Origin of the sequence: Nocardia sp. NPDC058176, assembly GCF_042883805.1 — a bacterium.
Taxonomy (GTDB): Bacteria; Actinomycetota; Actinomycetes; order Mycobacteriales; family Mycobacteriaceae; genus Nocardia.
In genome coordinates this window covers 360,207-385,846 of record NZ_JBHVVA010000003.1, presented here as the reverse complement: position 1 = coordinate 385,846, position 25,640 = coordinate 360,207, and the positions used below count along the sequence as shown (strand labels likewise).

25 protein-coding genes are annotated in these 25,640 nt (G+C 70.0%); 10 read left to right on the top strand and 15 right to left on the bottom strand.

Translation table 11 applies throughout. The annotated features are described in order from the left end of the window. Positions 1–108: 108 nt before the first annotated feature. The gene (locus tag ACFVVM_RS19865) at positions 109–645 is read right to left on the bottom strand and encodes a sigma-70 family RNA polymerase sigma factor (protein WP_387620123.1); all 537 of its coding nucleotides are present in this window, start codon (positions 643–645) and stop codon (positions 109–111) included. 220 nt (positions 646–865) lie between these two features. Between ACFVVM_RS19865 and ACFVVM_RS19860 the strand changes: the two genes are divergently transcribed. Both ACFVVM_RS19860 and ACFVVM_RS19855 read left to right on the top strand, forming a co-directional pair. Next, complete coding sequence (locus ACFVVM_RS19860; protein ID WP_387620120.1) at positions 866–1,201, top strand: hypothetical protein; 336 nt, start codon at positions 866–868, stop codon at positions 1,199–1,201. 127 nt (positions 1,202–1,328) lie between these two features. Beyond that, a complete protein-coding gene (locus ACFVVM_RS19855) occupies positions 1,329–2,306 on the top strand; it encodes a cation diffusion facilitator family transporter (RefSeq protein ID WP_387620117.1) in 978 nt (325 codons plus the stop codon). 52 nt (positions 2,307–2,358) lie between these two features. On the opposite strand, the gene ACFVVM_RS19850 is transcribed toward ACFVVM_RS19855, so the two are convergent. Further along, complete coding sequence (locus ACFVVM_RS19850) at positions 2,359–5,718, bottom strand: WD40 repeat domain-containing protein (protein WP_387620114.1); 3,360 nt, start codon at positions 5,716–5,718, stop codon at positions 2,359–2,361. 362 nt (positions 5,719–6,080) lie between these two features. Here ACFVVM_RS19850 and ACFVVM_RS19845 point away from each other — a divergent pair, with 362 nt between their 5' ends. The 4 genes from ACFVVM_RS19845 (at position 6,081) to ACFVVM_RS19830 (ending at position 8,918) form a co-directional block, all read left to right on the top strand. Continuing rightward, entirely contained in the window at positions 6,081–6,575 is a 495-nt protein-coding gene (locus ACFVVM_RS19845; protein ID WP_387620111.1) for a hypothetical protein, read from the top strand. A gap of 228 nt (positions 6,576–6,803) precedes the next feature. Next, positions 6,804–7,460 (top strand): hypothetical protein, encoded by a 657-nt coding sequence (locus ACFVVM_RS19840; RefSeq protein ID WP_387620108.1) that lies wholly within the window; start codon positions 6,804–6,806, stop codon positions 7,458–7,460. Next, complete coding sequence (locus ACFVVM_RS19835) at positions 7,460–8,134, top strand: hypothetical protein (protein ID WP_387620105.1); 675 nt, start codon at positions 7,460–7,462, stop codon at positions 8,132–8,134. The genes ACFVVM_RS19840 and ACFVVM_RS19835 overlap by 1 nt, the downstream gene beginning before the upstream one ends. Before the next feature lie 268 nt (positions 8,135–8,402). Then, positions 8,403–8,918, top strand: coding sequence for a hypothetical protein (locus tag ACFVVM_RS19830; RefSeq protein WP_387620103.1), 516 nt, complete (start codon positions 8,403–8,405; stop codon positions 8,916–8,918). Between the two features lie 496 nt (positions 8,919–9,414). On the opposite strand, the gene ACFVVM_RS19825 is transcribed toward ACFVVM_RS19830, so the two are convergent. After that, on the bottom strand, positions 9,415–10,731 hold the full coding sequence (locus ACFVVM_RS19825) for a lipase family protein (protein ID WP_387620101.1): 1,317 nt from the start codon (positions 10,729–10,731) through the stop codon (positions 9,415–9,417). After that, on the bottom strand, positions 10,728–11,885 hold the full coding sequence (locus ACFVVM_RS19820; protein WP_387620099.1) for an esterase/lipase family protein: 1,158 nt from the start codon (positions 11,883–11,885) through the stop codon (positions 10,728–10,730). Before ACFVVM_RS19820 ends, ACFVVM_RS19825 begins: the two co-directional genes overlap by 4 nt. Positions 11,886–12,079: 194 nt before the next feature. On the opposite strand from ACFVVM_RS19820, the gene ACFVVM_RS19815 reads away from it, so the two are divergent. Beyond that, positions 12,080–13,312 (top strand): PucR family transcriptional regulator, encoded by a 1,233-nt coding sequence (locus tag ACFVVM_RS19815; RefSeq protein WP_387620096.1) that lies wholly within the window; start codon positions 12,080–12,082, stop codon positions 13,310–13,312. Positions 13,313–13,391: 79 nt separating this feature from the next. Here ACFVVM_RS19815 and ACFVVM_RS19810 read toward each other — a convergent pair whose 3' ends face one another. Next, positions 13,392–13,868 carry a MarR family winged helix-turn-helix transcriptional regulator gene (locus tag ACFVVM_RS19810; RefSeq protein ID WP_387620093.1) on the bottom strand — a complete coding sequence of 159 codons (477 nt, stop codon included), beginning with the start codon at positions 13,866–13,868 and terminating at the stop codon, positions 13,392–13,394. A gap of 96 nt (positions 13,869–13,964) precedes the next feature. On the opposite strand from ACFVVM_RS19810, the gene ACFVVM_RS19805 reads away from it, so the two are divergent. Together ACFVVM_RS19805 and ACFVVM_RS19800 are read left to right on the top strand one after the other, a co-directional pair. Next, entirely contained in the window at positions 13,965–14,717 is a 753-nt protein-coding gene (locus ACFVVM_RS19805) for a dioxygenase (RefSeq protein WP_387620900.1), read from the top strand. A gap of 28 nt (positions 14,718–14,745) precedes the next feature. Further along, positions 14,746–15,240 carry a DoxX family protein gene (locus tag ACFVVM_RS19800; RefSeq protein ID WP_387620092.1) on the top strand — a complete coding sequence of 165 codons (495 nt, stop codon included), beginning with the start codon at positions 14,746–14,748 and terminating at the stop codon, positions 15,238–15,240. Between the two features lie 100 nt (positions 15,241–15,340). Here the strand turns inward: ACFVVM_RS19800 and ACFVVM_RS19795 are convergent, their stop codons facing one another. The 3 genes from ACFVVM_RS19795 to ACFVVM_RS19785 form a co-directional block, all read right to left on the bottom strand. Further along, positions 15,341–15,667, bottom strand: coding sequence for a transglycosylase family protein (locus ACFVVM_RS19795; protein WP_387620089.1), 327 nt, complete (start codon positions 15,665–15,667; stop codon positions 15,341–15,343). 362 nt (positions 15,668–16,029) lie between these two features. Beyond that, positions 16,030–16,662, bottom strand: coding sequence for a response regulator (locus ACFVVM_RS19790; protein ID WP_387620086.1), 633 nt, complete (start codon positions 16,660–16,662; stop codon positions 16,030–16,032). A gap of 20 nt (positions 16,663–16,682) precedes the next feature. After that, a complete protein-coding gene (locus tag ACFVVM_RS19785; protein ID WP_387620083.1) occupies positions 16,683–17,852 on the bottom strand; it encodes a sensor histidine kinase in 1,170 nt (389 codons plus the stop codon). A gap of 227 nt (positions 17,853–18,079) precedes the next feature. Between ACFVVM_RS19785 and ACFVVM_RS19780 the strand changes: the two genes are divergently transcribed. After that, entirely contained in the window at positions 18,080–18,640 is a 561-nt protein-coding gene (locus tag ACFVVM_RS19780) for a heme-binding protein (protein ID WP_387620081.1), read from the top strand. A gap of 1 nt (position 18,641) precedes the next feature. Here the strand turns inward: ACFVVM_RS19780 and ACFVVM_RS19775 are convergent, their stop codons facing one another. The 7 genes from ACFVVM_RS19775 to ACFVVM_RS19745 are packed head-to-tail and all read right to left on the bottom strand — an operon-like array spanning position 18,642 to position 25,615. Then, a complete protein-coding gene (locus ACFVVM_RS19775; protein ID WP_387620079.1) occupies positions 18,642–19,415 on the bottom strand; it encodes an ABC transporter ATP-binding protein in 774 nt (257 codons plus the stop codon). Continuing rightward, on the bottom strand, positions 19,412–20,209 hold the full coding sequence (locus ACFVVM_RS19770) for an ATP-binding cassette domain-containing protein (RefSeq protein ID WP_387620076.1): 798 nt from the start codon (positions 20,207–20,209) through the stop codon (positions 19,412–19,414). The genes ACFVVM_RS19775 and ACFVVM_RS19770 overlap by 4 nt, the downstream gene beginning before the upstream one ends. Next, on the bottom strand, positions 20,206–21,042 hold the full coding sequence (locus ACFVVM_RS19765) for an ABC transporter permease (RefSeq protein WP_387620074.1): 837 nt from the start codon (positions 21,040–21,042) through the stop codon (positions 20,206–20,208). Before ACFVVM_RS19765 ends, ACFVVM_RS19770 begins: the two co-directional genes overlap by 4 nt. After that, entirely contained in the window at positions 21,039–21,989 is a 951-nt protein-coding gene (locus ACFVVM_RS19760; protein WP_387620072.1) for an ABC transporter permease, read from the bottom strand. Before ACFVVM_RS19760 ends, ACFVVM_RS19765 begins: the two co-directional genes overlap by 4 nt. Beyond that, the gene (locus ACFVVM_RS19755) at positions 21,986–23,536 is read right to left on the bottom strand and encodes an ABC transporter substrate-binding protein (protein WP_387620069.1); all 1,551 of its coding nucleotides are present in this window, start codon (positions 23,534–23,536) and stop codon (positions 21,986–21,988) included. Before ACFVVM_RS19755 ends, ACFVVM_RS19760 begins: the two co-directional genes overlap by 4 nt. Then, positions 23,533–24,339 carry an alpha/beta fold hydrolase gene (locus ACFVVM_RS19750; protein ID WP_387620066.1) on the bottom strand — a complete coding sequence of 269 codons (807 nt, stop codon included), beginning with the start codon at positions 24,337–24,339 and terminating at the stop codon, positions 23,533–23,535. The genes ACFVVM_RS19755 and ACFVVM_RS19750 overlap by 4 nt, the downstream gene beginning before the upstream one ends. Continuing rightward, a complete protein-coding gene (locus ACFVVM_RS19745; RefSeq protein ID WP_387620064.1) occupies positions 24,332–25,615 on the bottom strand; it encodes an O-acetylhomoserine aminocarboxypropyltransferase/cysteine synthase family protein in 1,284 nt (427 codons plus the stop codon). Before ACFVVM_RS19745 ends, ACFVVM_RS19750 begins: the two co-directional genes overlap by 8 nt. Positions 25,616–25,640: the final 25 nt, after the last annotated feature.

Sequence of the window (25,640 nt, the reverse complement as noted above, 5' to 3'; positions counted from 1 at the left end):
CTCTTGCAACGTGAGCATCACGAGAGCAAGCACAGTTACCGAAATGTGACCGCAACTAACGATCTGTTTTCGCTGGTCACACGCCCAAAAGGGCGATATGGGCGCCGATCAGGCAACCTCGGGCAACTCGCGCAGCGAACGCAGCGCGTAGTGCACCCGGGTCTTCACGGTGCCGACCGGAACACCGAAGTCCGCGGCCACTTCCCGATAGCCGCGATCGCGCAGGAACACCTCAACCACCGCCGCGCGCTGCGGCTCCGGCAGCCGGGACAGCAGCTGGTCGACCAGCAGTCCGTCGACCAGTCCGTCGGCGAAATCCGGTCCGCCACAACCACTCACCTCGGTGATGTCGGCCCAGCCCACATCGCCGGGCCGGATCGCGCGCGCCCGCGCGATGTCGATGACGACATTGCGTTCGATCGCCAGCAGCCACGTCCGCACGCTGCCTTTGCGCGCGTCGAAGTCACCGCACGCCCGCCAGCCGCGCAGCAGCGTCTCCTGCACGGCGTGCTCGGCCAGACCGGAATCACCGAGATCCCGCAGCGCCCGCCAGTGCAGCAGGCCACGATCGGCGGCCAGCACCTCGGCCAGCCCGTCCCTGGTACACAGTCGCGCACAGCGCGGACCGCAGGATTTCTCCGTCATGTTCGGTTATCGCCGCAGGTGGCCCCGATGACAACGGTCGCGTTAAGCGGCTCTTCAGAATCCTGCTGGCCCCGCGCGCGACACTTTTCCCACGAGCCCGGCCGGGCCTGCTCCAGGAGGGGGGAGCAGGGCCGCCGGGCTCGTTCCTTTTTCCGGCTTCGCCCGAATCGCCGACATGATCGCGCGGCGGCGGCGAGAATCGCGGCGAGGAGCTGAGTACGTGGACATCCATGCATACCCGACCGGCGCGCACACGCCGGTCGACCGAGAAGAGGCCGCCCGCGTCGCGGCCGAGCATCTGCCCGCCGAGACACCGGGTACCGACCGGCACATCGTCGAATTCGCCGATGGTTTCACGGTTTTCGATGTGCGCCCGCTGCACGCGCCACCGGATCGGCCGATCCCCGTCGGCGGTTCGGTGCACGTCATCGACAAGGCGACCGGCGCGGTGTCGTACTGGCCGACCTACCCGTCCGAGGCGATCGCCGCGCAGTACGCGCTGATGCGCGAGTCGGGCCGGTTGATCGTCGAGGAGTCCTGGCCCGATCCGGACTGATCGCGCCGAACGTGGCTTCCCCACGATCGCGCGCGCGGGCCTAGGCTGTACCCCGGCGACGGAATTGCATACATAGACATGTGTGCATACGATGGCGACGATCGAAACGCAGGGAGAGGGGAACGCGATGGGCGCAGGACACGGACACGACCACGGGGTATCGGCCAACAGCGACAAGCGCTGGCTGGCCGGAGCACTGGCGGTGATCGTCACCTTCCTGATCGGTGAGGTGATCGTCGGCATCATCGCCCAGTCGCTGGCCCTGCTGTCCGATGCGGCGCACATGACCACCGATGCCGCCTCGATCGTGCTGGCCCTGGTGGCGATCCGGCTCGCGGCGCGACCGGCGACCGGGCGGATGACCTTCGGCTGGAAGCGGGTGGAGATCCTCTCGGCGCAGGCCAACGGTCTCACCCTGTTGCTGCTGGCGCTGTGGCTCGGCTACGAGGCGATCCGCAGGCTGTTCGAGCCGCCGGACGTGCACGGCCCGCTGGTGCTGATCACCGCGCTGGTCGGTGTCGCGGTGAACGTGCTGGCCACCTGGATGATCAGCCGGGCCGATCGCACCAGTCTCAACATCGAGGGCGCGTTCCAGCACATCCTCAACGACCTGTACGCGTTCATCGCGACCGCGGTTGCTGGCCTGGTCATCATCCTGACCGGCTGGGTGCAGGCCGATGTGGTCGCGACCCTGATCGTGGTGGCGCTGATGACCAAGGCGGGCGTGGGCCTGATCCGCAAGTCGAGCCGGATCTTCCTCGAGGCCGCCCCCGAGCATCTCGATCCCGAGCGGATCGGCCGCGACATGGCCGATCGCGACGGCGTCACCGAGGTACACGACCTGCACATCTGGGAGATCACCTCCGGCTCCCCCGCGCTCTCGGCGCACGTGCTGGTGCGGCCGGGCCACGATTGCCACGCGGTCCGCGAGGACATCGCGCACATGCTCGACCACGAACACCACATCGAGCACGTCACGCTGCAGGTCGACCACGCCGGCCCGCAGCTCCTCGACATCGGCGCCCCCGACAGCGACACCGGGCACTGCGGCGAACCGCACGGACCGACGCACGTCTCGCGCGTGACGGTCGCGCACCAGCACTGATCGACCCGGACCGGAGGAGTTCACCTCCTCCGGTCCGGATCTCGCCAGAAGGTCAGTTCCCCGGGCAGGCGATGACGTGTTCGCGGCCCGGCAGCGCGCGGGTCCACTCCGCCGGGGTGATCGGCGCGGTCCCGCTCGCACAGATCCGCCGGGCCTCGACCTCGGCATCGGTACTCCACCGGCGCACCGTGCCGTCCGCTGCCGATTCGGTGAGGATCGAGCCACCGGCGGCGAAGGCGAGCATCGTTCGCTGCCAATGTCTTTCCGCTCGGTCGAGTGCGGCATAGACGGTGGGTTCGTCCGGATCGGTGTAGTCCCACAGCAGGATTCGGCCGCTGGCGGTGTCGTCGAGGGCGAGCCGGGTCCCGGCGGGGTCGAAGGTGAGCGCACCGACCGGACCGCTGGTGCCTGCCGGGGTCGGGAGACGCCTGGGTGGCGTTGCCTGCCCGCGCAATTCGTAGAGGAAGGCGCCGTCGCGGGTGCCGACGGCGAGGGTGCCGCGGTTGCTCAACGCCAGGGTGATGTCCTGACCATGCGGCGGGAGGCCCGACAACTCCGCGAGGGGCGCACCGTGCACGGTGTAGACGCTGACGTTGCCGGTGCGATGGCTGCCCACGGCCAGGGTGCTTCCATCGGGGCTGAAGGTCAGCGCGGTGGGATATCCACGGCCGAATCGCAGGCTGGATCGCAGCGTCGGCCCGCCCGGCCCGGTCACCTCCCAGAATTCCACCGACTCGGTCAGGCCACGGCCGATCGCCAAGGTGCCGTCGGGCGCGAATGCCATGCCGCGCGCGTCGACCAGGCCGTTGCTGATCGGCGGACCGAGCGGCACCGAGGTGGCGGGATCGCTGGTGTCCCACACCTGGATCGCGTATTTGGTCAGCATGGCGGCGCGTGTGCCGTCGGGACTCACCGCGACGGTGTCGAGGAATCCGGCGGGATCGCCGTCCACCGGGTTCCGCGTAGCGCCCGGCGACAGTGCCGACAGCGCGCGAAGGCGGGGAAAGAGCGCCGCGGGCAGCACGCCGGGCGCCGGTTCCGGTTGGTCCGCGGGCAGTCTGAACACTGTCAGCGGTTCCGTGGACGCCGTCGGGCCCGGCAGCTCGAACACGTGGACCGCCTGGTCGGCACCGATGGTCACCAGCGACCGGTCGCCCCGGAGGAATCGCGCGCGGGCCACCGAGCCGCTCGGGAAGACGGCGAGTTCGGCGCCCGTGCCGAGGTCGACGACGCGCGCGCGAGAGTCGCCGCCGACGACCGCGGCCGTCTGCCCGTTCCGGTCCAGTGACACGTCGAAGTACTCGTTCGCGCCCCGTGGCGCCGATGCCATCGGCTCGGGCCGGGTGAGGTCCGCGCCGAGGCGCCACCGGGCGACCTCGCCGGGATTGAGTCCCACCGCCAGCACGCTGCCGTCCGCGCTGAATTCCGCCGATCGCGCCTGCGCGCCGTGCGGCCCGTCGAGCCGGCGATCGAAGGCCGGGGTCGGGTCGTGTTCGAAAGTCGCGGTGTCCCAACCTCGGACGGTGGTCGCCCACGCCGATCCCGTCGCCAGGGGAACCGCGGCGACGAGCGCGCGGTCACTCAGCGCGACCTCCGCGTACTGTCCGGCGACGACCACGGTGGGCAGCGCCGACGGACGCGCGGGATCGTCACCGAGGCGCCAGGTGAGGACGGTCCCGCCGTGCGTGCCGATCGCCAGGAAGCCGAGATCGGGACTGAACGCCGTCGACCAGGGCAGTTGGCCGTCGAGCGGAAGCCGCGTCGCCAGCCGGGGCGTGCCGGGGTCGGCGAGCGTCCACAGCGCGGCCTCGCGGTCACCGGCGACCACCAGCCACTGCTGATTCGCACTGAGCGCCAGGCTGCGCACCGGACCGCCGCCGGTGTCGAACCGCGGCCACCGGTCGACCCCGGTGCCGGTGACGCGCACCAGTTCCACGGTGCCGTCGCCGCGACCGGTCGCGATCATGTCGCCGTCGACGGTGGTGGCCACGCGCGGCACATCGACCCCGGCCGCGTCCTGCCCGAGGACCGCTCCCGGCGATATCCGCGTCGGAGTACTGACACCGGAGGTCTCCAGCAACGCCGAGCGGGCGTCCACTGTCGGGCTGGTGCGGTAGGCCGACAGGGCGAGCAGTTGCGACAGCGCGGGGTCGAAGTCGGCATTGCCGCGGGCGACGCCGGCGAACAACCGGGAGTTGGCCTCCGCCATGGCCGCCGCGTTCTCGATGCGGGTCTGGACGATGTTGGTCACCGCCACCACCGTCAACAGCACGGCCAGCACGCCCGCGATCGAGACGAGCCACGGTGCGAGATTGGCGCGGGTACGGGTGCGCGCGATCGCCTCGCTCACGGTGCGCGCGGTCGAGATCCGGTCGGTGTAGTTCTGTGGTGCCTGCTCGGTCGCCTCGTCGTGACCCGCGGTGGCGACCACCACCCGCAACGAAGCCCGTTGCGCCGCAGCAAGTTTGCCCTCGTACCCACCGACCACGGTCAACGACGTCCCCGACAGACCGGCGGTCACCGCGCAGGCCGGGTCGAGCCGGCGGGGTCGCAGCCAGCGCAGCACGTGCGGACGCGGGGCGAGATCGTCGAGGGCGACCGCGATCGCCGCACCCATCGACGGACCGTTGATGTCGTTCGCGGGGGCATGGGCCTTGCCCGACACCGACCACAGGACGCACGCGTCGGTGTCGGCCAGCCTGCTCACCCGCCAGGCGCGGTCGAGGCTGTCGACGAACTCGCGATCGGCCTGGAGGAAGCCCATGCGCGCCGGATCGGGATGCAGACCGCTCGGACCACCGCGGACCTGTTCCAGCCGCAGCACACCGACCTGGCCCCGACCGCAGATGTCGATGAACAAGACGCTGACCCGCGTCACCCGCACGGTGGCTGGGCGTTGCGCCGTCAGCTCGAGCGCCGTCAGGACGCCGTAGCCACGGGCCGGTCGGCCGCCCTGACCGAGCAGATGCAGCACGACCGCGGCGAGTGGGGTGTCGTCGCTGGTGACGGGCCCGGCGGGGAGCAGCTGCGTGCCGACCGAGTGCAGGCCCGCCCGCTCGGCGTGGTCGAGGAAGATCGCGCAGGCCCGCGCGAGGTCGAGACCACCGGTCACCGCCTGGGCGAGCGAGGCCATGGCATTGGCCGCGGAGACATCGGCCGTGACCCTGCCGCTTTGCAGGTCGGGCTCTTCGGATTCCTCCTCGAGCGGATCGTCGACCGCGTCGAGGGTCTTCCACCGCGCCAACGACTGCCGGGCCAGGACCCCGGTCTCGCGGCGGCGTTCGGTCAGGCGGCGGGTCGCTTCCGGCCCGTCGGCGACCGCCTCGCGGCACAGGGCGAGCCATTGCTGTGGGGCACCGGTCAGTTCGGCGAGCAGGGCGTCATCGCGCTGGTCCACCGAGAGTGTCGTCACGTATCCCCCTCGATCACCGCGACGCCACGTCCTCGATCGGGGCGTCGGTTCCTCGTGCGCTTCCCCAAATTAGACCCGGAGTGCGGCACCGCCCCGACAACCAGTGCCAGCTTTTCGGACAACGAGTGCCACCGACCCGGCCGAGCTCGATGGTTCCGGCTTTGCCGATTCGGATTTCCGGCGCCATGGATTCATCGAATCATGTTGTTCACCAGCATCATTCGAGATCTCATCCAGTCCGATCCACTCGATCGGCGATGTCGCGGCAGGGCTCGGCGCTGGCCGGTGGCGGCTCGGGTGACCCGGGCTACGCTGATGTCGAATGCGCCATGATTCACGATCGAAGTTCCCAGGGGATCACCTTGTCCAGACCACTCCTCGCCGGTTGCGGCCTGTCGGCGGCGATCGTCGCCTCGACGCTCTCACTGACAGGATGTTCCACCGCCGACGCCCCGCCCGCGACCGCGGCGCCGGTCGCGCACGTGCAGTCCGCGACGACGCCCGCCCTGCCGTCCGCGCAGGAGGTCACCGAACTGTTCGCGCGCATGCTCGATCCCGCGATACCGAATTCGGACAAGATCGACAGCGTGCAAGGCATCGCCGACGACCCCGGCCTCCCGAATCGGCTGGCCGAGAGCCCCGGCCGCCACGGTGCGCGGATCACCGTCACCATCACCTCGACCAGACTCGGCGCGCCCGGCATGCTCGCCGAGGGCACCGCGATCATGAACGATCTCCCGCCGCATCCGGTGATCGTGAATTTCGTGGCCGAGGACGGCGAGTGGAAGATCGAGAAGGCGTGGTATTGCCAGGTCGCCTTCTCCTTCATGGTGGCCTCCCCCAGCTGCCCCGGCTGACGAACCGATACCGGCGAACCGTTCGGCACGGCGAACGCATCTGTGTAGGAGCCCGTCCCCCGATGGCTTCGGGAGCGGAATTCGACCGATGGGAGTCGCGCGATGCACCCTGCCCCGGCCCGGCCGGATGACCTTGTACGATCGGTCCCCACGGTAGAGCGCCGCATGGTGTGCGCGAATCCCCTTCGTGCCCTGCGGCATCCGGCATCGTCTGATCGGGGGTACGAGTTGGGGTCTGATCCCCTCGACGATTGGCTGGGCGCGCGGTGGGACGACGTGCCCGAGCACCTGCGCCCCGCGGTCGTGGAACACATCTTCGACGTCGACCTGCTCACCCTGTCGACCTATGCGGCCGCCAAGGCGCGGTATGTGCTCGAACGGATCGATCCGGAGATGCGCTCGGACTTCGAGGACGTCGCGCAGGACACCCTGGTCGAACTGACCGCGACCCTGCCCGCCGAGCGGATCCGGCACTGGAAGGCGCTGGTGCTCAAGAAGCTCCAGTGGCAGGTGCTCCAGGACCGGCGCCGACGGACCGCGGACAAGCGCCACCCGGGCCAGCGGGTCGACTACGAATCGACCGTTCTGGTGCTCGAGGACCACGCGAAGAGCGACGCCGACGACCGGCTGGCCGACCGCACGATCCTGCGGAACGCGCTGGACTCGATCACCCGCCCGGAGATAGCGGCCGTGCTCAGGGCGACGTTCGTGATCGCCGCGGACGGGAGCTACGCCGATGTCCAGACCACCAGGGAGGTCGCCGAGGAACTCGGGATCAGTCAGGAGAAGGTCAAGCGTCTGCGCGCCGCCGGGGTGAAGGCGCTGCGGGCGGCGCTGCGCGCACAACTCGACGCCGCGGCCGGGGACAACGAGGAGGAATCGTGATGGCGCGGGATCGCGAACCGGACCGGGTGCATCTGCCCGTCGACATCGATGTGCTGCTTGCGCTCGCCGACACGGCGGTCGATGCCGAGTCGGCCGCCGCGGGCGCGCGGATCGCCGAGCGACTGCTGCGTGGTGGGCGCTCCGGCACCGGGGATTCGGCGACCGTCACCTCGCTGGACGCGCGCCGTGCCGTGATGCGGGTGCCGGGGTGGACGGTTCAGCCGCTGGCGGCCGCCGCCGAGGAGGACACCGCGGCGAACCGGGCGGTGCAGAAACGGATCGACCGGGAACTGGGGATCGAGTTCGTTCGCTCACCCGCCGGCGCCGAACAGACCCGGATCTCGGTGCAGTCGTTCGGCGCGCGCGCGGTGGCGGGCGATGTCGTGCGGGTCGCGGTGCGTCTCGGCGACGAGCGCACCGAACTCCTCGTCGTCCTCTACACCGACGACCGCGGCGCCCTGACCGGGCAGGTGGTCACCCACGCACTGACCATGTCCGAGGACCTGGAGATCTCGCTGCTCCCCGGTGCCGCGCTCGGTTCCGCCCACACGGCGGCGGTCACCGACGCGGTGCGCTGCTCGCTGACCGCGGGCCGCAACGCCTGGCGGCGGGTCGCCAAGGGCCTGCCCACCGGGGATCCGGTCAGAGCCGCGATCGTGGCGGGCTTGACCTGAGCAGACGGGGAACCCGGCCGCCGGATGTTGCCGTCCGGCGGCCGGGTTCGCGACTGCCCACGGGTCGTCTCCGGAAAGGAACCCCCCTGCGGCTCCGCCCGGCGCGACCACGGGCAGTAGTACTCGACCGAGAGGCCGACGTCAGGTGACCTCTCACCAGTACTGATGCGTTCCAGGGGCGGAGCGGTTCACACCGAACCGGAAGGGACCTGCGGCGCATCTGCATGGTGACGGGCGCGCACAGTGGGGGTACGAGATGACGCCTTCGATGAACGAGGCGACTCAGCGGCTCGCGGTGGCCGCGGCGATGGTGTTCCAGGTGGGCGCCCAGGCACGTGCCGGATTGCGGGCGCGGGCCGCGTGTGTCGAACGGCAGGCACGCCTGCTGCTCGCCGAGGGCGAGATCGACTACCTGCGCAGCGTGCGGGATGCCCTGGATCGGGGCGAGAGCGTCGTCGTGCGCGGACACGGCGACGACGAGATCGACAGGGCGGATCGACGCTGGCAATCCCTGATCGCCGCGATCGCCCGCCATCGACTCGACGAGGACGAGCGACATCGACGGTCGATCGCGGCGGTCGACGAACAGGAACGCCTCGCCGAGCGCCTGCTGCGCGAGGTGAACCGCGGCGACCTGTGCGCGAACCGGCCCACGGTGGTCGCACCGGGCGCGGTGCGCATCGAGCGGTTGCTGGCGGCGCAGGAACTGGCCGTGCACGAACTGCGGCTTCGCCTGGGTGACTATGTCACCGCGGTCGAGGCGTCGACCGGCGGCGATCGATGAGCCGGGCCGATCACGCGGAAGGCCCCACACCTGGACAGGTGCGGGGCCTTCTCGTGGGTCACGCGTCAGGGCGGACCCGGTCGTTTCATCGACCTGCGGGGCTTGATCAGCCGCCGAAGGAGCCGGTCCACAGGGTGTTGACCAGGCCGTGGAGGGCAGCGCCGAGGGTGTCGAAGAGACCGTTCAGGGCGGCGCTACCGGTGTCGATGATAACGGGGATCATAGTAATTCCTCTGTTTCTCGCATAGGCCCAGCCGGAGCTGGCTTACAGAGGGAACATCGGGCCCCGAACGCCACGAGTTACGAAATCCCCGATTTCGTGACTCTCGTAACAAAGCCCGCAGAAACCTATCACTACCTGGCCTTATGCGCGAATACATCATCTTCCTGAGGGGAATATGAGAACTCTTTGAGATTCATGTTGCGCAATCGGATAAGGACGGATTTCCAATGCCCATGGAAATAGGGGCACCGATCTCGATTGCGCTACGACGGGTCACATGTATTCCGGTTTCTTGCTGCTGACCGGCCTGCCACCGAGCATCTGGGCAACCAGGGTGAGGAAGTCGAGGTGGGTGCGCAGGGTGGCGGGGGTGCGGGTGATCGAGGCGATGGTGGTGGTCCCGTGGCCAACCGGGCGGGCGGCGAAGCGGTCGGTGAGCCAGTCGAGGATCACCGGGACGGCGAGGAACTCGAGCGGCAGATGGGCCCCGCGGCGCACGCGCAGGTAGTGGACGGTGGCGCCCGCGGCGCGATAGCGCTCGACGTGGGCGTCGATGTCGGCGACGGCGATCACCTCGTCGTGGATGCCCTGGATCACCAGCAGCGGAGCGGTGGGGGCGCGGGTGCCGGGTTCGATGTCGGCCAGGATGCGGCGCAGGGCCGGTTCGGCGAGCAGGCCCGCCATGCCGTCGCGCAGATGGCGGGCGACATCGCGGCGGGCGAAGCGCAGCAGCAGGGCGAAGGTGCTGCGCCGTTCGGCTTCCCCGAGCAGGGCGCGATAGCGCTCGTCGAGGTGGTCGTGCAGGACCGCGTCGAGTTCGGGGTAGGCGCGGCGCAGCCCGGCGACGAAGGCCGCGGGGAAGCCGGCGAACCAGCCGCCGTTGAGCCGGACGAACGCCGCCGCCGGATCACCGACCGGGGAACCGGCGGCGGCGCCGACGATGTTCAGTTCCGGCGCGTACTCCTCGGCCAGTTCCGCGGCCCAGGTCGTCGCCAGGCCGCCACCCGAATATCCCCACAGCGCGACGGGAGTGGTGTTCTCCAGACCCAGCGGAGCGAACCCGAGCGCGGCCCGGATCCCGTCCAGCGCACGGTATCCGGGCTCGCGGGCCGCGCCGAAGCGTCCGCCGAGCCCTTCGTGATCGGGTACCGACACCGCCCACCCCTGCCGCAACGCCATCGCGACGATCGGCAGTTCCAGCGGCGCGATCGAGCCGATGGTCGCCGCGCCGCGTCGCAGGGCGTACGACGGAAAACATTGCGGGGCAACCGCATCGATGGCGCATTGGAACGACACCAACGGACGCGCCCGCCGGGGATCGGCGCCCCACGGCATCAGCACGGTGGTCACCGAGACCTCCGGCGCGCCATCGAGATCGCAGGTGCGATACAGCAATTGCCAGGCGGTGATGCGCTGGCGCACCACCCCGAACAGTCCCAGCTCCACCGGGCGGAACCGCACCACCTCGCCCGGCGCGAGCAGCCCGACGCCGGGCGGAGTGGCATAGAACGGGTCGTCGGGCGGCAGGAGCGGCGCGCCGACCCGGACGCTGACCTCCGAGTCCGGCGCGACGCGGTCGATGATCGTCACAGGCTGCCGCCACCGCCGAAGAACCAGGGGTTGAACGCGCAGGTCAGCGGCGCGTCACCGGTGGGATCGAGGGCCCGCAGCGCGATCGAGGTGGCGCGCGGCGAGTACATCATGGTCAGGTGATCGGAGAGGTCCTGTTCGCATCCCTCCTGCAGGGTGATGTTGTCGACGGTGGCGCCGGGACCGGCGTGCAGGAAGGTCAATTCGAGCGGGTTCATCACCTCGTCCCAGCGGGATCCGACCACGGTGTACTCGACGCCGGGGACCGTGTCGCCGCCCGCGTTGAGGGCGTCGTAGAACGGCGAGCCGACCGCCTGCTCCACATTGGCCACGCCGATGATCGGCCGGTAGAAGCCGAGGATGTCGATGCCGGCGTTGTTGATCATGCGCCCGAGCGAGGCGATGCCCAGCAGCGAGGTGCCGTGATGGGTGGCGCCGAAGGTGATCAGCTTGCCGACCTTGCCCTGTCCGCCGTCGAACTTGAGGTAGTGGTTGGCGATGGTGCCGCCCTGGGAATGGCCGATGATGTCGACCTGTTCGGCGCCGGTCGCGGCGAGCACCCGATCGATGAATGTCGCGACCTGCCCGGCGGATTCGGCCATCGGACCGACACCGTTGCGGCCCGGCAGGATCGCGCCGAGACCACCGCCCTCCACCAGTCCGGACTTGCCGTAGTTCAGGGTGAACACGCAGTTCCCGGCGTCGGCGATACGCGGGGACAGATAGGAGAACGTGTCGTAGGCGTTGAGCCAGGTTCCGTGCAGCAGCACGACCGGGCGCGGCCGCTCCGCGGTGGGCTTGCAGTCCCAGCGGTTGGCCTTGGGCGGTGCGGCGTCGGGATGCAGGAGGCCGTAGCCGAAGGCGGGGAGGTAGGCCGACATCGCGGGGCCCTCACCGACGGTGTCGGAGGACCGGCTGGTCGAGGCCGATCCGGTGCCGCTGCCCGAGCTGCTGCCGGTATCGGCGATGGCGGTCGGGCGGCGGCCGTCGGGGGCCGCGCTCGCGGTGCTGTCGAGGTATTCGGCCAGCGACTCGACGGTCGGTTCGAGCGTCGGTTCGGCCGCGACCGGGCCGGTGGCGAGCGCCACGATCAGGCCGGTGGCGATGCCGAGTCCGCACAGGACACGGCGAAGAGGATGCGTCGTTGCAATCAATGGGTATCACTTCCGTAGAACCGCGTCGGCGAGCGGACGGCTCGGACGCGCTCTGCGAATCTATGACCCACACCACACCGGTGTCACTGCACCGTGAACCGAGAAATCGGCCGACGGATTGGCGTGGGCGCCAAGTTCTGTACCCGTTCCACCGGACTGTCCCCCATCGCCCTGTTCTCCGACACAATCGAAGCATGCTCGTCGAAAACCCCGCTTCCACGTCACCCACGCTGACCACCCGGTTGCTGACTCGCTGGCCACAGATCGCGGAGCGCATACTCGCCGACGGCCTCGGCGCCACCGCGCCAGCCGAACTGCCCGCCGACCATTTCACGGCGGAGGTCCTTCCCACCATCTACGCCTGTGGTCGCGCGGTGCTCGAGGCGATCGCCGCCGACCGCGAGTTCACCTACGCCGAGGTGTCGGCGTTCGTCGCGCCGGTCGCCGAACGCCATGCCGAGGACCGGCTACCGCTGCCGATGCTGGTCAGCGCGATCCACGGGTCGGCACAGGCGGTGCTCGCGGAGGCATCGGCGGTGGCGGATCCGACGGAGATGGGCGAGTTCCTCCGGGTCTTCGGCCGATTGCTGGAGTTGCTGCGCCACATCAACATGACCGTCGTGGAGACCTACACCGAGGTCGAGCAGTCGATCTATCACGCCGAACGCGAGGCGCGACGCGAACTGTGCTCGGCGCTGGTGCGCGGGCTGCCCGCGGAGGAACTGGCCGCGCGCGCCGACACCGTCCTCGCCGACCAGTACACGGTGCTGGCGATCCACCTGAGCGAACCGCCCCGCACCGGCAGCGCCGCCAATCTGGTGACCCGGCGCCGAATCCGCGTGCTCCAGCGCGCGCTCGACGAACTCACCGGCACCACCACCCCCGCCACTTTCGACGGTGCGAGCGGAATCGCGTTGCTGAGCAACAACTCCGAGACCGACGTCCTCGACGCCCAGCGCTTCGACGACCTCGCCACCCTGCTGAGCGAACAGTTCGGGGTGACGGTCTATCTGGCCGAGTTCTCCGGCGTGAGCCGCGAGGCCATCCCGGCCACGGCCAAGGACGCGAGCGAACTGACCGAGCTGGCCCGGCTCCGCGGCCGCCCCGGCGGCTGTTACCGCCTCGACGACCTCCTTCTCGAATACCAGCTCACCCGCCCCGGCCCGGCCCGGGAACGCTTGGCCCAGCGCGTGATTCCCCTCCTGTCCAGCCCGCACCTGATCGAAGCGCTCGAAGCCCACCTCCGCCACGGCGCCGACCGCAAGACCGCGTCCCGCCGAATTCACGTCCACCCCAACACCTTCACCTACCGCCTGCGCCGAATCGCCGAACTCACCGGCCTCGACCCGGCCGACCCCACCGACTCCCGCATGCTCGCCGCCGCCCTCACCGTCCACCGCCTCGACCCGCAACGCCCCGAGGAATAGGGACCAGAAGCTGGACCGTTGATCACCACGCTCTCAGGTGAGTATCGGCCGAGAAGCGAACGCCACCAGAGCGTGGTGATCAACGGTCCAGATCGGTATCCGGGCGGGCGGTCAGGTGGTCGGCGACGGCACCGAGGCCGGTGGTGATGGCGGCACGCTGGGCGGGGTCGAGGATGTCGATGAACACGCGGCGGACCAGGGCCACGTGGTGGGGAGCGACCTCGGCGAGGCGGGTCCGGCCAGCTTCGGTGAGGACGGCGTTGACGCCGCGGACGTCGGTGTTGTCGTCGACCCGCCGGACGAGCCCGGCGTCTTCCAGCTTGCCCACCTGGTAGGTGAGGCCGCTCTTGGAGGTGTAGAGGGCGGCGGCGAGGTCGGTCATGCGCATCGAGCCCTCGGGTGCCGCGGACAGGCGGACCAGGACCTCGTATTGGGTGTGGGAGAGCCCTTCGGCCTTCAGGTGCTGGTCGACCGCGCGGTCGACGAGGGCGCCCGCGGCGAGGAACCGGTCCCACAGCCGCATCTCCTCGGCGTCGAGCCACCTGGGTTCGTCCATGCGCACGACCCTAACCACCGGCCCGGAATAGCACCGCACCCGAGGTTGTTCAAATTTGAACAAGTACTGCCGACCTCGAAGGAGCCCACCGTGACCATGCCGGTGCTCTACCTGTCCCACGGCGCCCCGCCGCTGATCGACCACGACACCTGGCCCGCCGAACTGGCCGCATGGGCGGCTGACCTGCCGCGTCCGCGGGCGATTCTCATCGTCTCCGCGCACTGGGAATCCGCGCCGGTCACCCTCGGCGCCACCACGACGGTGCCGCTGGTCTACGACTTCAGCGGGTTCGCGCCGCGCTACTACGACGTGCGCTACCCGGCCCCCGGTGCACCCGAGCTCGCGCGGCAGGTGCGCGCCCTGCTCGGCGGCACGGTGGCCGACGCCCCCGAACGCGGTCTCGACCACGGCGCCTACGTGCCGCTGACCCAGATGTATCCCGACGCCGACGTGCCCGTTCTGCAACTGTCGATCCCTACACTGGATCCGCAGGACCTGATGAAGCTCGGCCGCGCGCTCGCGCCGCTGCGTGCCGACGGCGTGCTCATCATCGGCAGTGGCTTCTTCACCCACAACCTGCGGGCGCTCACCCCCGACGACCAGCACGTGCACTCGTTCACCGCCGAGTTCGACGACTGGGGCCGCCGGGCGCTCGACGACCGCGATCTCGACGCGCTGCTCGACTTCGAGCACACCGCGCCCGCGCCGCGACTGGCCCATCCGCGCACCGAGCACTTCGCTCCCCTGTTCCTCACCCTCGGCGCGGGCGCCGATGACATCGATTCCCTGCGCACCGTCATCGACGGCTACTGGTTCGGGATGGCACGACGCTCGGTTCAGATCGGCTGAGCCGGGCAGACACGGAAGGACACTCGTCATGACGACATCGACCACCGCCACCAGTTCCGGTCTGCTCGTGCTACGCCTCGGCGTCGGCACGATCATGGCCGCGCACGGCACGCAGAAACTGTTCGGCTGGTTCGACGGCGGCGGGCTCGACGGCACCGACCGCTTCTTCACCGCCAGCGGCTATCCCTCGGGCCGGGCCTTCCCGCTCCTCGCCGCGCTGAGCGAGACCCTCGGCGGTATCGGATTGATTCTCGGGCTGATCACCCCGCTGGCCGCCGCGGCGGTGCTCGGCACGATGATCAACGCGATCGCGGTGAAATGGGGCGCCTTCCTCGGGTCGGACGGCGTCGAATACGAGGTGCTCCTGGCGATCGCGGCCGCGAGCCTGGCCCTCACCGGCGCAGGCGGTTTCGCTCTCGACCGGTTCATCCCGAGCCTGCGGAATTACAAGCTCAGCTACGGTGTCGGCGCAATTGTGCTGGCATTCGTGGCCGCGGGAATCACGCTGCTCATTCGGAATTGACACGAAATTGGACAACGAAAAAACCCACTATTTCGATGTGTGCATCGAAATAGTGGGTAATTCGTTTCCCGACAAGGAAAGTCTTACACGTCAGCGCTCTTTACAGGTAGGCGCCGCAGGTCGGCCAGGCGCCGGGGCCCTGTCCGGCGAGCACGTTCTCGGCCACGCGGATCTGCTCTTCGCGGCTGGCGTTGTTCGCGGTACCGGTGCCACCGTAGGCCTCCCAGGTGCTCTGCGAGAACTGCAGGCCGCCGTAGTAGCCGTTACCGGTGTTGATGTTCCAGTTGCCCGTGCTCTCGCACTGCGCCACGGCGTCCCAGTTGTTCGCCGAGGCGGTGGCGGTGGTCAGACCGGCCGGAACGGCGATCATGGCACCGGCGACAGCGGCGAAACCGAGGACACGGGTGAACTTGCGATTCAAAGACATATTATTTCCTGCCTGCGCCCACCGGCTCGGTGATGGAAACTACCGCGTCCCTGCCCCTCAGGTATGTCGGGGATCCTCGAATCGCGGGGCAGGCTTTCCGGTGTTCTGCGATTCGATTCGGCTCGGATTGTTGTTCAAGCCGTGACCGAATGTAGCCGGGATGCGCGCTGAGATCACGTCCTGATCACGCGGGCTTCTGTAGCGGACATTGTCCAAAGGAACAGCGTTCACCGCTGGTCGACCGTAATAAATCCGTAATCACAGCGCTGTTGTTATCGGTGCGTTATGTGGCCGGGATCACCCGGTTATAGAGAGCCCGGTCACGTTTCCTACCCGGCAAATCGGGCACAACGCGCTCGCGCTCAGGCGAGCAGACGGCGTTCGGTGGCCACCGCGACGGCCGCGGCCCGGGTGTCGACGCCCAATTTGTCGTAGATCCGGCCGAGATGGGTCTTCACCGTGGCCTCGCTGATGTGCAGCGCGCGGGCGATCTCGCGGTTGCCGAGGCCCTGGGCCAGCTGGCCCAGGATGTCGAGCTCGCGGGTGGTGAGGGTGGGGCCGGGGTTGCGCATCCTGGCCATCACCCTGGCCGCGACCGGCGCGGACAGGGTGGTCTGGCCACTCGCGGCGGCGTGGATGGCGGCGAAGAGTTCCTCGGGGCGCTCGGCCTTGAGCAGGTAGCCAGTGGCACCCGCCTCGATCGCGCGGGTGATGTCGGCGTCGGTGTCGTAGGTGGTCAGCACCAGCACGTGCGGGGTCGGTGCGGGCTGGGCGGTGATCCGGCGGGTCGCCTCGATGCCGTCCATGTCGCCGCCGAGTTGCAGGTCCATCAGTACGACGTCGGGGTGCAGACTCGCGGCCAGCGCGACCGCGGCCGGGCCGTCCGCCGCCTCCCCGATGACCTCGATATCGGGTGCGCTCGACAGCAGCGCGTGCAGGCCGGCGCGCACCACCGCGTGGTCGTCGCAGATCAGCAAACGCACGGCAGAGGTCACGGGTGCCGATGGTAGTGCGGTCACGGCTCGGCCAGCGGGATCGCGGCGGAGAGGACAGTGCCATCGCCGGGCGCCGACTCGATGGTGCAGTCCCCGCCCAGCTGACGGACCCGCGCGCGGATCGCGGGCAACCCGTGTCCCCGGTGGCCGGTGTGGTCGGCCGCGCGCTCGGGGTCGAAGCCGCGGCCGTCGTCGGCGATGTCGAGGACGATCTGGTCGTCGAGGCTGGTCAGGGTGATCGTGGCGGTGGTGGCGGCCGCGTGTTCGCGCACATTGGCCAGCGCGCCCTGGGCGATGCGCAGCAGGGTGGCTTCCACGCGCTGCGGCAGCGGTCCCGGTGTTCCTTCTATATGACAGCGCACGGTGAGCGTGTCGGTGCTCTCGCGCGCGGCCAGCGCCGCCAGCGCGGCGGACAGCGACCCGCCCGCGGCGAGATCGGCGGGGGCGAGGTCGTGGACGAATCGGCGCGCCTCGGTCAGATCGCGTTCGGCGATCTCGGCGGCCGAGCGCAGGTGGGTGTGCGCGAGGTCGGGGTCGGTGTCCCACACCAGGTCGGCGGCTTGCAGCAGCATGCGCTGGCTGGACAGGCCCTGGGCGAGGGTGTCGTGGATTTCCATGGCGAGGCGTTCGCGTTCGGCCAGGGTGCCCTCGCGGCGTTCGGTGGCGGCCAGCTCTTCGCGGGTGCGGACCAGGTCGTCGATGAGCGCGGCCTGGCGTTCGGACTGGCGGCGCATGCCGACGAACAGTGCCGTGGTCACCGCCGCGACCGCGGGCGGGGCCAGGATCAGGTTCGGATCGGCCCACCCGGCCAGGCGCAGCTGTGTGAGCACCACCAGCGCCGTGAGCACGACGACCAGTGTCACCGCGACCCGCACCGACAGGATCCGCAGCCCCGTGTACACCAGCGGCACGGCGCACCAGGCGAAACTCGGCGCGAGCACGACCAGCACCGCCCAGGCCGCCACCAGCAGCGCGAACCACAGCACCCGCCCGGAGCGCCCCAGCTCGCTCACCGCGTACAACACCGCCAGCGCCAGGGCGAGGCCGACGACCCACAGGATCCGCTCGCTGTCGCCGTGGCGGAGCAGGAACCGCAGCAGTGATGCCGACAGCAGCACATAGAACGCGCTGTGCACGATGACGGCGAGCAGGCGGGTGTCGTCGCGCCGATCGCCGACCGAGTTCGCCATGTTCGCCTCCCTGTTCACTCGGCACCGCTCGACGCGGCGGCAAACTCCCCCATTCTCTCCCGTCGATCGCGCGCCGCGGGTCAACCGATCGGTTGACCCGGGTGTCGTCCGGATCGGTCGCGGAGTGCAGCCGCTTCGCCGATCCGCCGGGCCCGCGCGGCGAACAGGATGGATGTCAACAGGCCACGGCAACCGCCGGACGGCCGAGTACCCGAGCAGGAGCAGCCATGACCAGCAAGTTCAGCACCCGCAACCGCCTCGTCGTCGCCGGTGCGACCGCCGCCGTGATCGGCGCGGGCGTCGTCGGTGTGGTGACCGTGCAGGCGCAGAATCCCGACCCGGCGACCCGCACCCCCGTGGTCGCCAGTGTCGCCGACGACAACCTGACCCAGAGCACGCACCTGTCGATCGCCGCCGCCACCGAGGCCGCCCAGGCCGCCCTCGACGCCGCCGCGAAGGAGAACCAGCGGGTCAGCGTCGCGGTCGTCGACCGCAACGGCAATGTCATCGTGACGCTGCGCGGCGACGGCGCGGGCCCGCAGTCCTACGACGCCGCTCAGCAGAAGGCGTTCACCGCCGTGTCCTGGAACGCGCCGACCACCGAGCTGGGCAAGCGGCTCGAGTCCGCCCCGCGCCTGGCCGACATCGACGGCACCTTGTTCCTCGGCGGCGGCGCGCCGGTGCAGGCCGATGGCGCCCCGATCGCGGGCATCGGCGTGGCCGGTGCGCCCAGTGGCGATCTGGACGAGAAGTTCGCGCAGGCGGGTGTGGCGGCGCTGGGCGACTGAGTCAGTCCGGCAGGACGGGTACCGCGGCCAGCAGCCGACGGGTGTAGGGGTGGCGCGGTGCGTGCAGGACGGTGTCGGTCGGGCCGTGCTCGACGATCACGCCGTCCCGCAACACCACCAGCTCCTGGCACAGTTGCTGGACCACGCCGATGTCGTGCGAGACCAGGATCAGCGTGAGCCCGAAACGCCGCGCCAGCTCGCGGACCAGCTCGATGATCTGCGTGCGGACCGACGCGTCGAGCGCGGAGAACGGCTCGTCGCCGACCAGTACCGCCGGATTCGGTGCCAGCGCACGGGCGATGGCGATGCGCTGACGCTGCCCACCGGAGAACTCGTGCGGATAGCGTTGCGCCACGTCGGGTTCCAAGCCGACGGCGACCAGCAGCTCGGCGACCCGCGCGGCATGGTCGCCGGGCACCCGCAGGCACCGCAGCGGTTCGGCGATCGAATCACCCACGCGCAGCCGGGGATTGAGCGAGGCGACCGGATCCTGCAGCACCACCTGGACCTCGCGCCGGAACCAGCGCAGATCCCGGCCACGTACCTCGCGACCACGGAAGCGGACGGTGCCCGCGTCGGCGTGGTCGAGGGCGAGCAGCAGCCGCAGCAGCGTCGACTTGCCCGAGCCGGATTCGCCGACGATGCCGAGGTTGCGGCCCTCGGTGAGGGCGAGGTCCACCCCGGCCAGCGCGTGTCGGCGCGGTGGACGTTCGGTGAGCGCGCGGCGGGGCAGGCGGTAGGACCGGCTCAGCCCCTCGGCCTCGAGCAGCGTCATCGGGTCTCCTGCGGCTGGGAACGGAACGATCCGGCGCGGGCCAGTTCGAGCAGGGTGCGGGTGTAGGGGTGGCGCGGGTCGCGCAACAGTTCGCCGAGGTCGCCGCGTTCGAGGACCCGGCCCTGCCCGAGGACCAGCACCCGCTGCACCACCTGGGCCAGGACTGCCAGGTCGTGGGTGACGAACAGCAGGGCCGCGCCGTCCTCGGCGACGAGGGCGTTGAGCAGCGTCAGGATCTCGGCCTGCACGGTGACGTCGAGCGCGGTGGTCGGCTCGTCGGCGATCAGCAGCGCGGGCCGGGTGGCCAGTGCGGCGGCGATGCCGACTCGTTGGCGCTGACCGCCCGAGAGCTGATGGGGGTAGGCGCGCACGAGGCGTTCCGGGTCGGGCAGTCCCACCCGGTCGGCCAACTCGACGGCGGCGGCCGCGGCCTGCCGTCGACCGTATCCGCGGTGCAGCCGCAGCGGTTCGGCGATCTGCTTACCCACGCGCATCAGCGGATTCAGCGCGGTCCGCGGTTCCTGGAACACCATGGCGATCCGGTCACCGCGCAGCCGGGACAGGCTCCGGTCACTCGCCCCGAGCAGTTCTGTCCCCTCCCAGCGGATGCTGCCCTCGATCGCGGCCTGTTCCGGCAGCAGGCCGAGCACGGCCAGCGCGGTGAGCGATTTGCCGGAGCCCGATTCGCCGATCAAGCCCAGCTTCTCGCCCGCGTCGAGGGTGAACGCGATGTCGTCGAGCACGGTGCGGTCACCGAGGCGCACGGTCAGGCCGGATACTTCGAGCAGGCTCATCGCGCCCCTGTCCGCAGGCGCGGGTCGGTGGCCTCGCGCAGTGCGTCGCCGAGCAGGTTGATGCCGAGCACGGTCAGCGCGACGGCCAGTCCCGGCCACACCACCAGCAGCGGACGGGCGGCGATGTAGTTCTGCTGTTGCTGCAGGATGCCGCCCCACGACGGTGTGGAGGGCGAACTTCCGAAACCGAGGTAGGTGAGCGCGGCCTCGGCGAGCACCGCCAGCGCCATCACCAGCGAGAGTTGCACGATCAGCGTCGGGGCGATGGTGGGCAGCAGGTGTTTGCGCACGATCCGTCCGGTCGAGGCGCCCGCCGCCCTGGCCGCGAGCACGAAATCGGCGCCCACGGCACGGGCCAGCTCCGCGCGCGAGACCCGGGCGACGACCACACCGAGCCCGATCCCGACCGCGGCGATCACCGTGAGCAGCGAACTGCCGTAGATCGCGGCCAGCACCATGGCCAGCAGCAGCACCGGGAACGCGATCACCAGGTCGATCAGCTGGATCACCGTCGCGCCGACCCAGCGCGGGGCGAGCACGGCGGTCAGGGCGAGAGCGAGCCCGATGACCGCGGCCAGCACCGCCGAACCCGCGGCGGCCAGTACCGTCTCCTGGGCACCCACGAGCAGCTGGCTGAACTGGTCGCGGCCCACGCGGTCGGTGCCGAGCAGGTGCCCCTGCTGAAAGGGCAGCAGCCAGGCCCGGCGCGGATCGGTGGCCTGCGGATCGAACGGTGTCCACCACACCGAGACGAGCGCGCACAGGACGAGCACGACCACGACCGCGGCGCCGAAAACACCAGCGGGGCGGCGCAATACAGCCGACAGTGTCATCGTGGGTGCACCAGCCTCGGGTCGATGAGCCGGTGCGCCACATCGATCAGGAATCCGATCACCAGCACCGCGGCGACCACCAGCAGCAGTTCACCCTGCACCTTCACCAGATCGCGATTGCCGACATCGGTGATCAGCATGCTGCCGACCCCGGGCAGGGTGAACACCTGCTCGATGACGACCGCGCCACCGATCAGCGCCGCCAGTTGCAGGCCGAGCAGCGAGACCACCGGCAGCGCGGCATTGCGAAATCCGTGCCGCCGCAACGCCTGTGCCCGGGTGTTGCCCTTGGCGCGGGCGGTGCGCAGGAAATCCGACTGCAGTACCTCGAGCACCGCCGAGCGCACGAAGCGCAGCAGCACCGCGCCTTCGGTGATCCCGAGCGCCAGCCAGGGCAGCACCAGACTGCGCACCGCCGCACCGGGTTGCTCCCAGCCGTCGACCGGGAACCCTTGCGCGGGCAGCCATCTCAACTGCACCGCGAACACGGCGACCAGCAGCAGCGCCAGCCACAGGGCGGGCACCGCGATACCGAGCTGGGCCAGCGCGCTCACCGCGACGCCGGAAGCCTGGCGATGCCGCACCGCCGACCAGGTGCCCAGCGGTACCGCGACGAATCCGGCGACCACCAGCGCACCGAGCGCGAGCGGCACCGTGACCTGCAATTTCCTGCCGAGTTCGGCGCTCACCGAGGTGCCGTTGAGCTGGGAGTGCCCGAAATCGCCGTGCAGCACGCCGTTCATCCACGACGCGTACTGGGTGAGCAGCGGCCGGTCGGCACCGAGGTCGTGGCGGATGCGCGCGATCTGTTCCGGGGTGGCCTCGATGCCGCCGATCGCGCTCGCGAGGTCGCCCGGCAGCAGCCGCAGCAGCGCGAACACGGCCACGCTGGCCAGTGCCAGCGAGAGCACCAGCAGCGCGGCCCGCCGCAGCAGGAACCAGGTCACTTCCGCGCGGCGATCGCCAGACCGCTGACGTCGAACCGGGTGGAGGTCTCGTGCTGGGGCACGCCGTAGACCCCGGCCCGCACGACGGTGGTGGTCTGGGCGACGAACAGCCAGTCCGCCGCGGCCGCTTCGGCGATGCGGCGGGTCGCCTGACGCAGCAGCTCGTCGCGCTCGGTGTCGGAGGCGGCGGTGCGCGCGCGGGCGAACAGGTCGCGCACTCCGGCGTCGTCGTAGCCGAAGTAGTAGGTGGGCTTGGTGTAGTTGTCCAGGTCGCGGGCCTCGGCGTGGTCTACCAGGCTGAGCTGGAAGTCCTTGTTGGTGTAGACCTTGGTGAGCCAGTTCTGGAACTCCACCGGCCGCACCGTCAGCGTGACGCCGACCTCCTTCAGGTTCGACACCAGTACATCCGAGATGGCCGACGGGTAGATGCTCGGGACGTCGAGGGTCAGCGCCAGCCCGTCACCGAAACCCGCCTCCGCCAACAGCGTTCGGGCACTGCCGGGGTCGTGGGCGTCGATTGCGGTGAGGTCCTCGTACCAGGGGTCCTGCGGCGGCACCGGGGAGCCGATGCGCGTGCCCGCGCCGACGGCGGACACGATGGCGTTCTTGTCGATCGCCTGCCGGATCGCGTGGCGTACACGGGGATCGGTGAAAGGCGCCTGGGCTCCGTTGAAGGCCAGGGTGAACTCGTCGGTGGTGTTGCCCTTCAGCACCGTGAAGCCGGAATCGCCGGTGAACGGTTGCAGCAGTGTGGGATCGGCGCCGGTCTGGACGTCGGTCTGGCCGGTCTCCTGCGCGTTGTTGGCGGTGTTGGCTTCCTTGATGTAGTGGAAGACCACCTCGGCGACCTTGGCCTTGTCGCCCCAGTAGTTCTCGTTGCGGGCCAGCGAGAGCGATGCGCCGCGGTTCCAGCCCGCGAGGGTGAACGGGCCGGAGCCGTTCGCGACCCCGTCGAGTGTGGCGAAGTCGGTGCCCTGCTTGTAGACGATGCCGCCGCGCTGGGTGAGGTTCCACAGCAGGTCGGTGTCGCGCTCGGTCAACGTGACGAGCACGGTGGCCGGATCGGGGGCGCTCACCTCGCGCACCGACGAGAAGCCCGACGCCTTCACCGATTTCGTGCCCGGCGCGATCTGCTGTTGCAGCGACCAGGCCGCATCCGCCGCGGTGAGTGGTGATCCGTCGTGGAATCTCGCGTTCGACACCAGGTGGAAGGTGTAGCTCAGCCCGTCCGGTGCGATGTCCCAGGAGGTGGCCAGCCGCGGCACGATCTTGCCGTTCTGGTTGGTGTCGATGCCGACCAGGCCCTGGTAGACGTTGTCCAGGAGGACCTGGTCGAGTGCGACGCCCGCGGTGGTGAAGGTGTTGAGGCTGGTCGGTTCCAGCACCAGGCGCACGTTCGCGGTGGCGTCGAGGTCGAGTTCGGCGGCGGGCGGTGTCGCGGGCAGGGTCGCCTCGGCACCCTGGTCGACGGGCTCACCGCCGGTGCCGCAGGCCGCGGCGAACAGCAGTGTCAGTGCGGCCAGCGCGACGGGGACCCGATGTCTCATGCGATGTCTTTCTCGGTGCGTGCGGTGATGAAAGTGGTGACGGCGCCGAAGACTTCGTCGCGGTCGAGTTCGTTGAGGATGTTGTGCCGGTCGGCGGGAAAGACCACCGCGCGGGCGTCGGGCAGCAGTTCGGCGGCGCGGCGGACCCCGGCGGCCGGGGCCATGTCGTCGTCCTCGCCGTGCACGAACAGCACCGGCAGGGCGAGCCCGGCCAGGATGCCGGGCAGGCGGGGCGCGATCGCGATCAGCGCGGTGAGAGTCTCCGGGCGCAGGCCGCCCTGCCAGGTCAGCGGGTCCTCGCGGATCTGCTGGGCGAAGGCTTCGTCGCGCGTCATCTCGGCCGGGTCGCGGCGCAGCTCCCACGGGTCGGCACCGTCGGCGAGCAGTTCGCCGAGCCAGCTGCTGCCTTCGGCGACCAGAGAGGACCCGGCGAGCACCAGTCCGGCGGCGGTGGTTCCGCGTTCAGCCACGAGCAGGCTCGCCACCAGCGCGCCCAGCGAGTGCCCGATCAGGAACACGGGCACGTCGGGCACGGTGGTCGTCGCGAGACCGGTGAGGGTGGCGGCGTCGGCGACGAGGTCGTCGACCGAGGTGATCAGCACGCGCACGCCCTCGCTGCGGCCGTGGCCCGCGTGGTCGTGCGCCCACACCGCGATGCCTGCGGCTTCGAGTGCGTCGAAGAAGGGCGCGTAGCTGCCGACGTGCTCGCCGAGCCCGTGAAAGAACGCGACGACGGCACGCGGCTGTTCGGGGATGCGCTCGGTGTAGTGGATTCGGCCGGTCACACCGTGGAATTCAGGCACGTAGCGCCCTCTCGAGATCGGCGATGAGGTCGGTGACGCCCTCGAGCCCCACCGATAGGCGCACGAGTCCCGGCGTCACCCCGGCGTCGAGCTGCTGGGCGGGTTCGAGTTGGGCGTGGGTGGTCGAGGCCGGGTGGATCACCAGGCTGCGCACGTCGCCGATATTGGCGAGGTGGCTGAACAGGCGCAGGTTGCCGACGAGGGCCTGTCCGGCGTCGATACCGCCGCGCAGCTCGAAGGCGAGCACACCTCCCGCGCCTGCCGGGAGGTAGCGTTTCGCCGCGTCGTGCCAAGGGTTTTCGGTGAGACCGGCGTAGTGCACGGTGGTCACCTCGGGCTGTTCGGCCAGCCACTGGGCCACCGTCAGCGCGTTCGCGGAGTGCCGGGCGACCCGCAGCGACAGGGTCTCCAGCCCGTGCAGCAGCAGGAAGCTGTTGAAAGGTGTTGCGGCAGGTCCGATATCGCGCAGGAGCCGAGTGCGCAGCCGCAAAGCGTAGGCCAGTTCGCCGAATTCACCGGTGAACGAGAGCCCGTGATAGCTGGGATCGGGGCCGGTGAGGCGGGGCCAGCGGGCCGGATCGGCGGCAAAATCGAAACGGCCGGAGTCGATCACGACGCCGCCGATGCCGGTGCCGTGCCCGGACAGGAACTTGGTGGTCGAGTGCACGACCACGTCGGCACCGAATTCGATGGGGCGCAGCAGGTACGGAGTGGCGACGGTGTTGTCGACGACCAGCGGGACGCCCGCCTCGTGCGCGATCTCGGCGACCGCGGCCACATCGAGGACATTGCCGAGCGGGTTGCCGATCGTCTCGGCGAACAGGGCCTTGGTGTTCGGCCGCAGCGCCGACCGCCACTGCACGAGATCGTCCGGGTCGGTGACGAAGTCGACGGTGATGCCGTGTTCGGCGAAGGTGTGCCGCAGCAGGTTGTAGGTGCCGCCGTAGAGGGTGGCCGCCGCGACGATGTGGTCACCGGCGGCCGCCAGATTCCACAGCGCCAGCGAGATCGCGGCCTGACCGCTGGCCAGCAGGACCGCCGCGGCGCCACCTTCGAGGCTGGCCAGGCGTTCCTCCGCGACCGCGGTCGTCGGGTTCGACACGCGGGTGTAGAGGTGGGATTCCAAGTCGCGCAGAGCGAAAGCGTCGGCGGCGTGTGCCGCGTCGCCGAGGGTGTAGGAGGTGGTCTGGTAGATCGGGGTCACCCGTGCGCCGGTCGCCGGGTCGGGCTCGGCACCCGCGTGCACCTGTCTGGTGTCGAAGGACCAGTCGCTCATATCGTCTCCGTTCGGGGCGGAAGGA

What these genes read in the sequence shown, in the direction of transcription:
- ACFVVM_RS19810 (WP_387620093.1), bottom strand. Translation starts at nt 13,868, where the DNA reads ATGGACGAACCCAGGTGGCTCGACGCCGAGGAGATGCGGCTGTGGGAC.
- ACFVVM_RS19770 (WP_387620076.1), bottom strand. Translation starts at nt 20,209, where the DNA reads ATGAGCCTGCTCGAAGTATCCGGCCTGACCGTGCGCCTCGGTGACCGC.
- ACFVVM_RS19745 (WP_387620064.1), bottom strand. Translation starts at nt 25,615, where the DNA reads ATGAGCGACTGGTCCTTCGACACCAGACAGGTGCACGCGGGTGCCGAG.
- ACFVVM_RS19775 (WP_387620079.1), bottom strand. Translation starts at nt 19,415, where the DNA reads ATGACGCTGCTCGAGGCCGAGGGGCTGAGCCGGTCCTACCGCCTGCCC.
- ACFVVM_RS19780 (WP_387620081.1), top strand. Translation starts at nt 18,080, where the DNA reads ATGACCAGCAAGTTCAGCACCCGCAACCGCCTCGTCGTCGCCGGTGCG.
- ACFVVM_RS19800 (WP_387620092.1), top strand. Translation starts at nt 14,746, where the DNA reads ATGACGACATCGACCACCGCCACCAGTTCCGGTCTGCTCGTGCTACGC.
- ACFVVM_RS19855 (WP_387620117.1), top strand. Translation starts at nt 1,329, where the DNA reads ATGGGCGCAGGACACGGACACGACCACGGGGTATCGGCCAACAGCGAC.
- ACFVVM_RS19865 (WP_387620123.1), bottom strand. Translation starts at nt 645, where the DNA reads ATGACGGAGAAATCCTGCGGTCCGCGCTGTGCGCGACTGTGTACCAGG.
- ACFVVM_RS19795 (WP_387620089.1), bottom strand. Translation starts at nt 15,667, where the DNA reads ATGTCTTTGAATCGCAAGTTCACCCGTGTCCTCGGTTTCGCCGCTGTC.
- ACFVVM_RS19835 (WP_387620105.1), top strand. Translation starts at nt 7,460, where the DNA reads ATGGCGCGGGATCGCGAACCGGACCGGGTGCATCTGCCCGTCGACATC.
- ACFVVM_RS19805 (WP_387620900.1), top strand. Translation starts at nt 13,965, where the DNA reads ATGCCGGTGCTCTACCTGTCCCACGGCGCCCCGCCGCTGATCGACCAC.
- ACFVVM_RS19830 (WP_387620103.1), top strand. Translation starts at nt 8,403, where the DNA reads ATGAACGAGGCGACTCAGCGGCTCGCGGTGGCCGCGGCGATGGTGTTC.
- ACFVVM_RS19815 (WP_387620096.1), top strand. Translation starts at nt 12,080, where the DNA reads ATGCTCGTCGAAAACCCCGCTTCCACGTCACCCACGCTGACCACCCGG.
- ACFVVM_RS19785 (WP_387620083.1), bottom strand. Translation starts at nt 17,852, where the DNA reads ATGGCGAACTCGGTCGGCGATCGGCGCGACGACACCCGCCTGCTCGCC.
- ACFVVM_RS19765 (WP_387620074.1), bottom strand. Translation starts at nt 21,042, where the DNA reads ATGACACTGTCGGCTGTATTGCGCCGCCCCGCTGGTGTTTTCGGCGCC.
- ACFVVM_RS19755 (WP_387620069.1), bottom strand. Translation starts at nt 23,536, where the DNA reads ATGAGACATCGGGTCCCCGTCGCGCTGGCCGCACTGACACTGCTGTTC.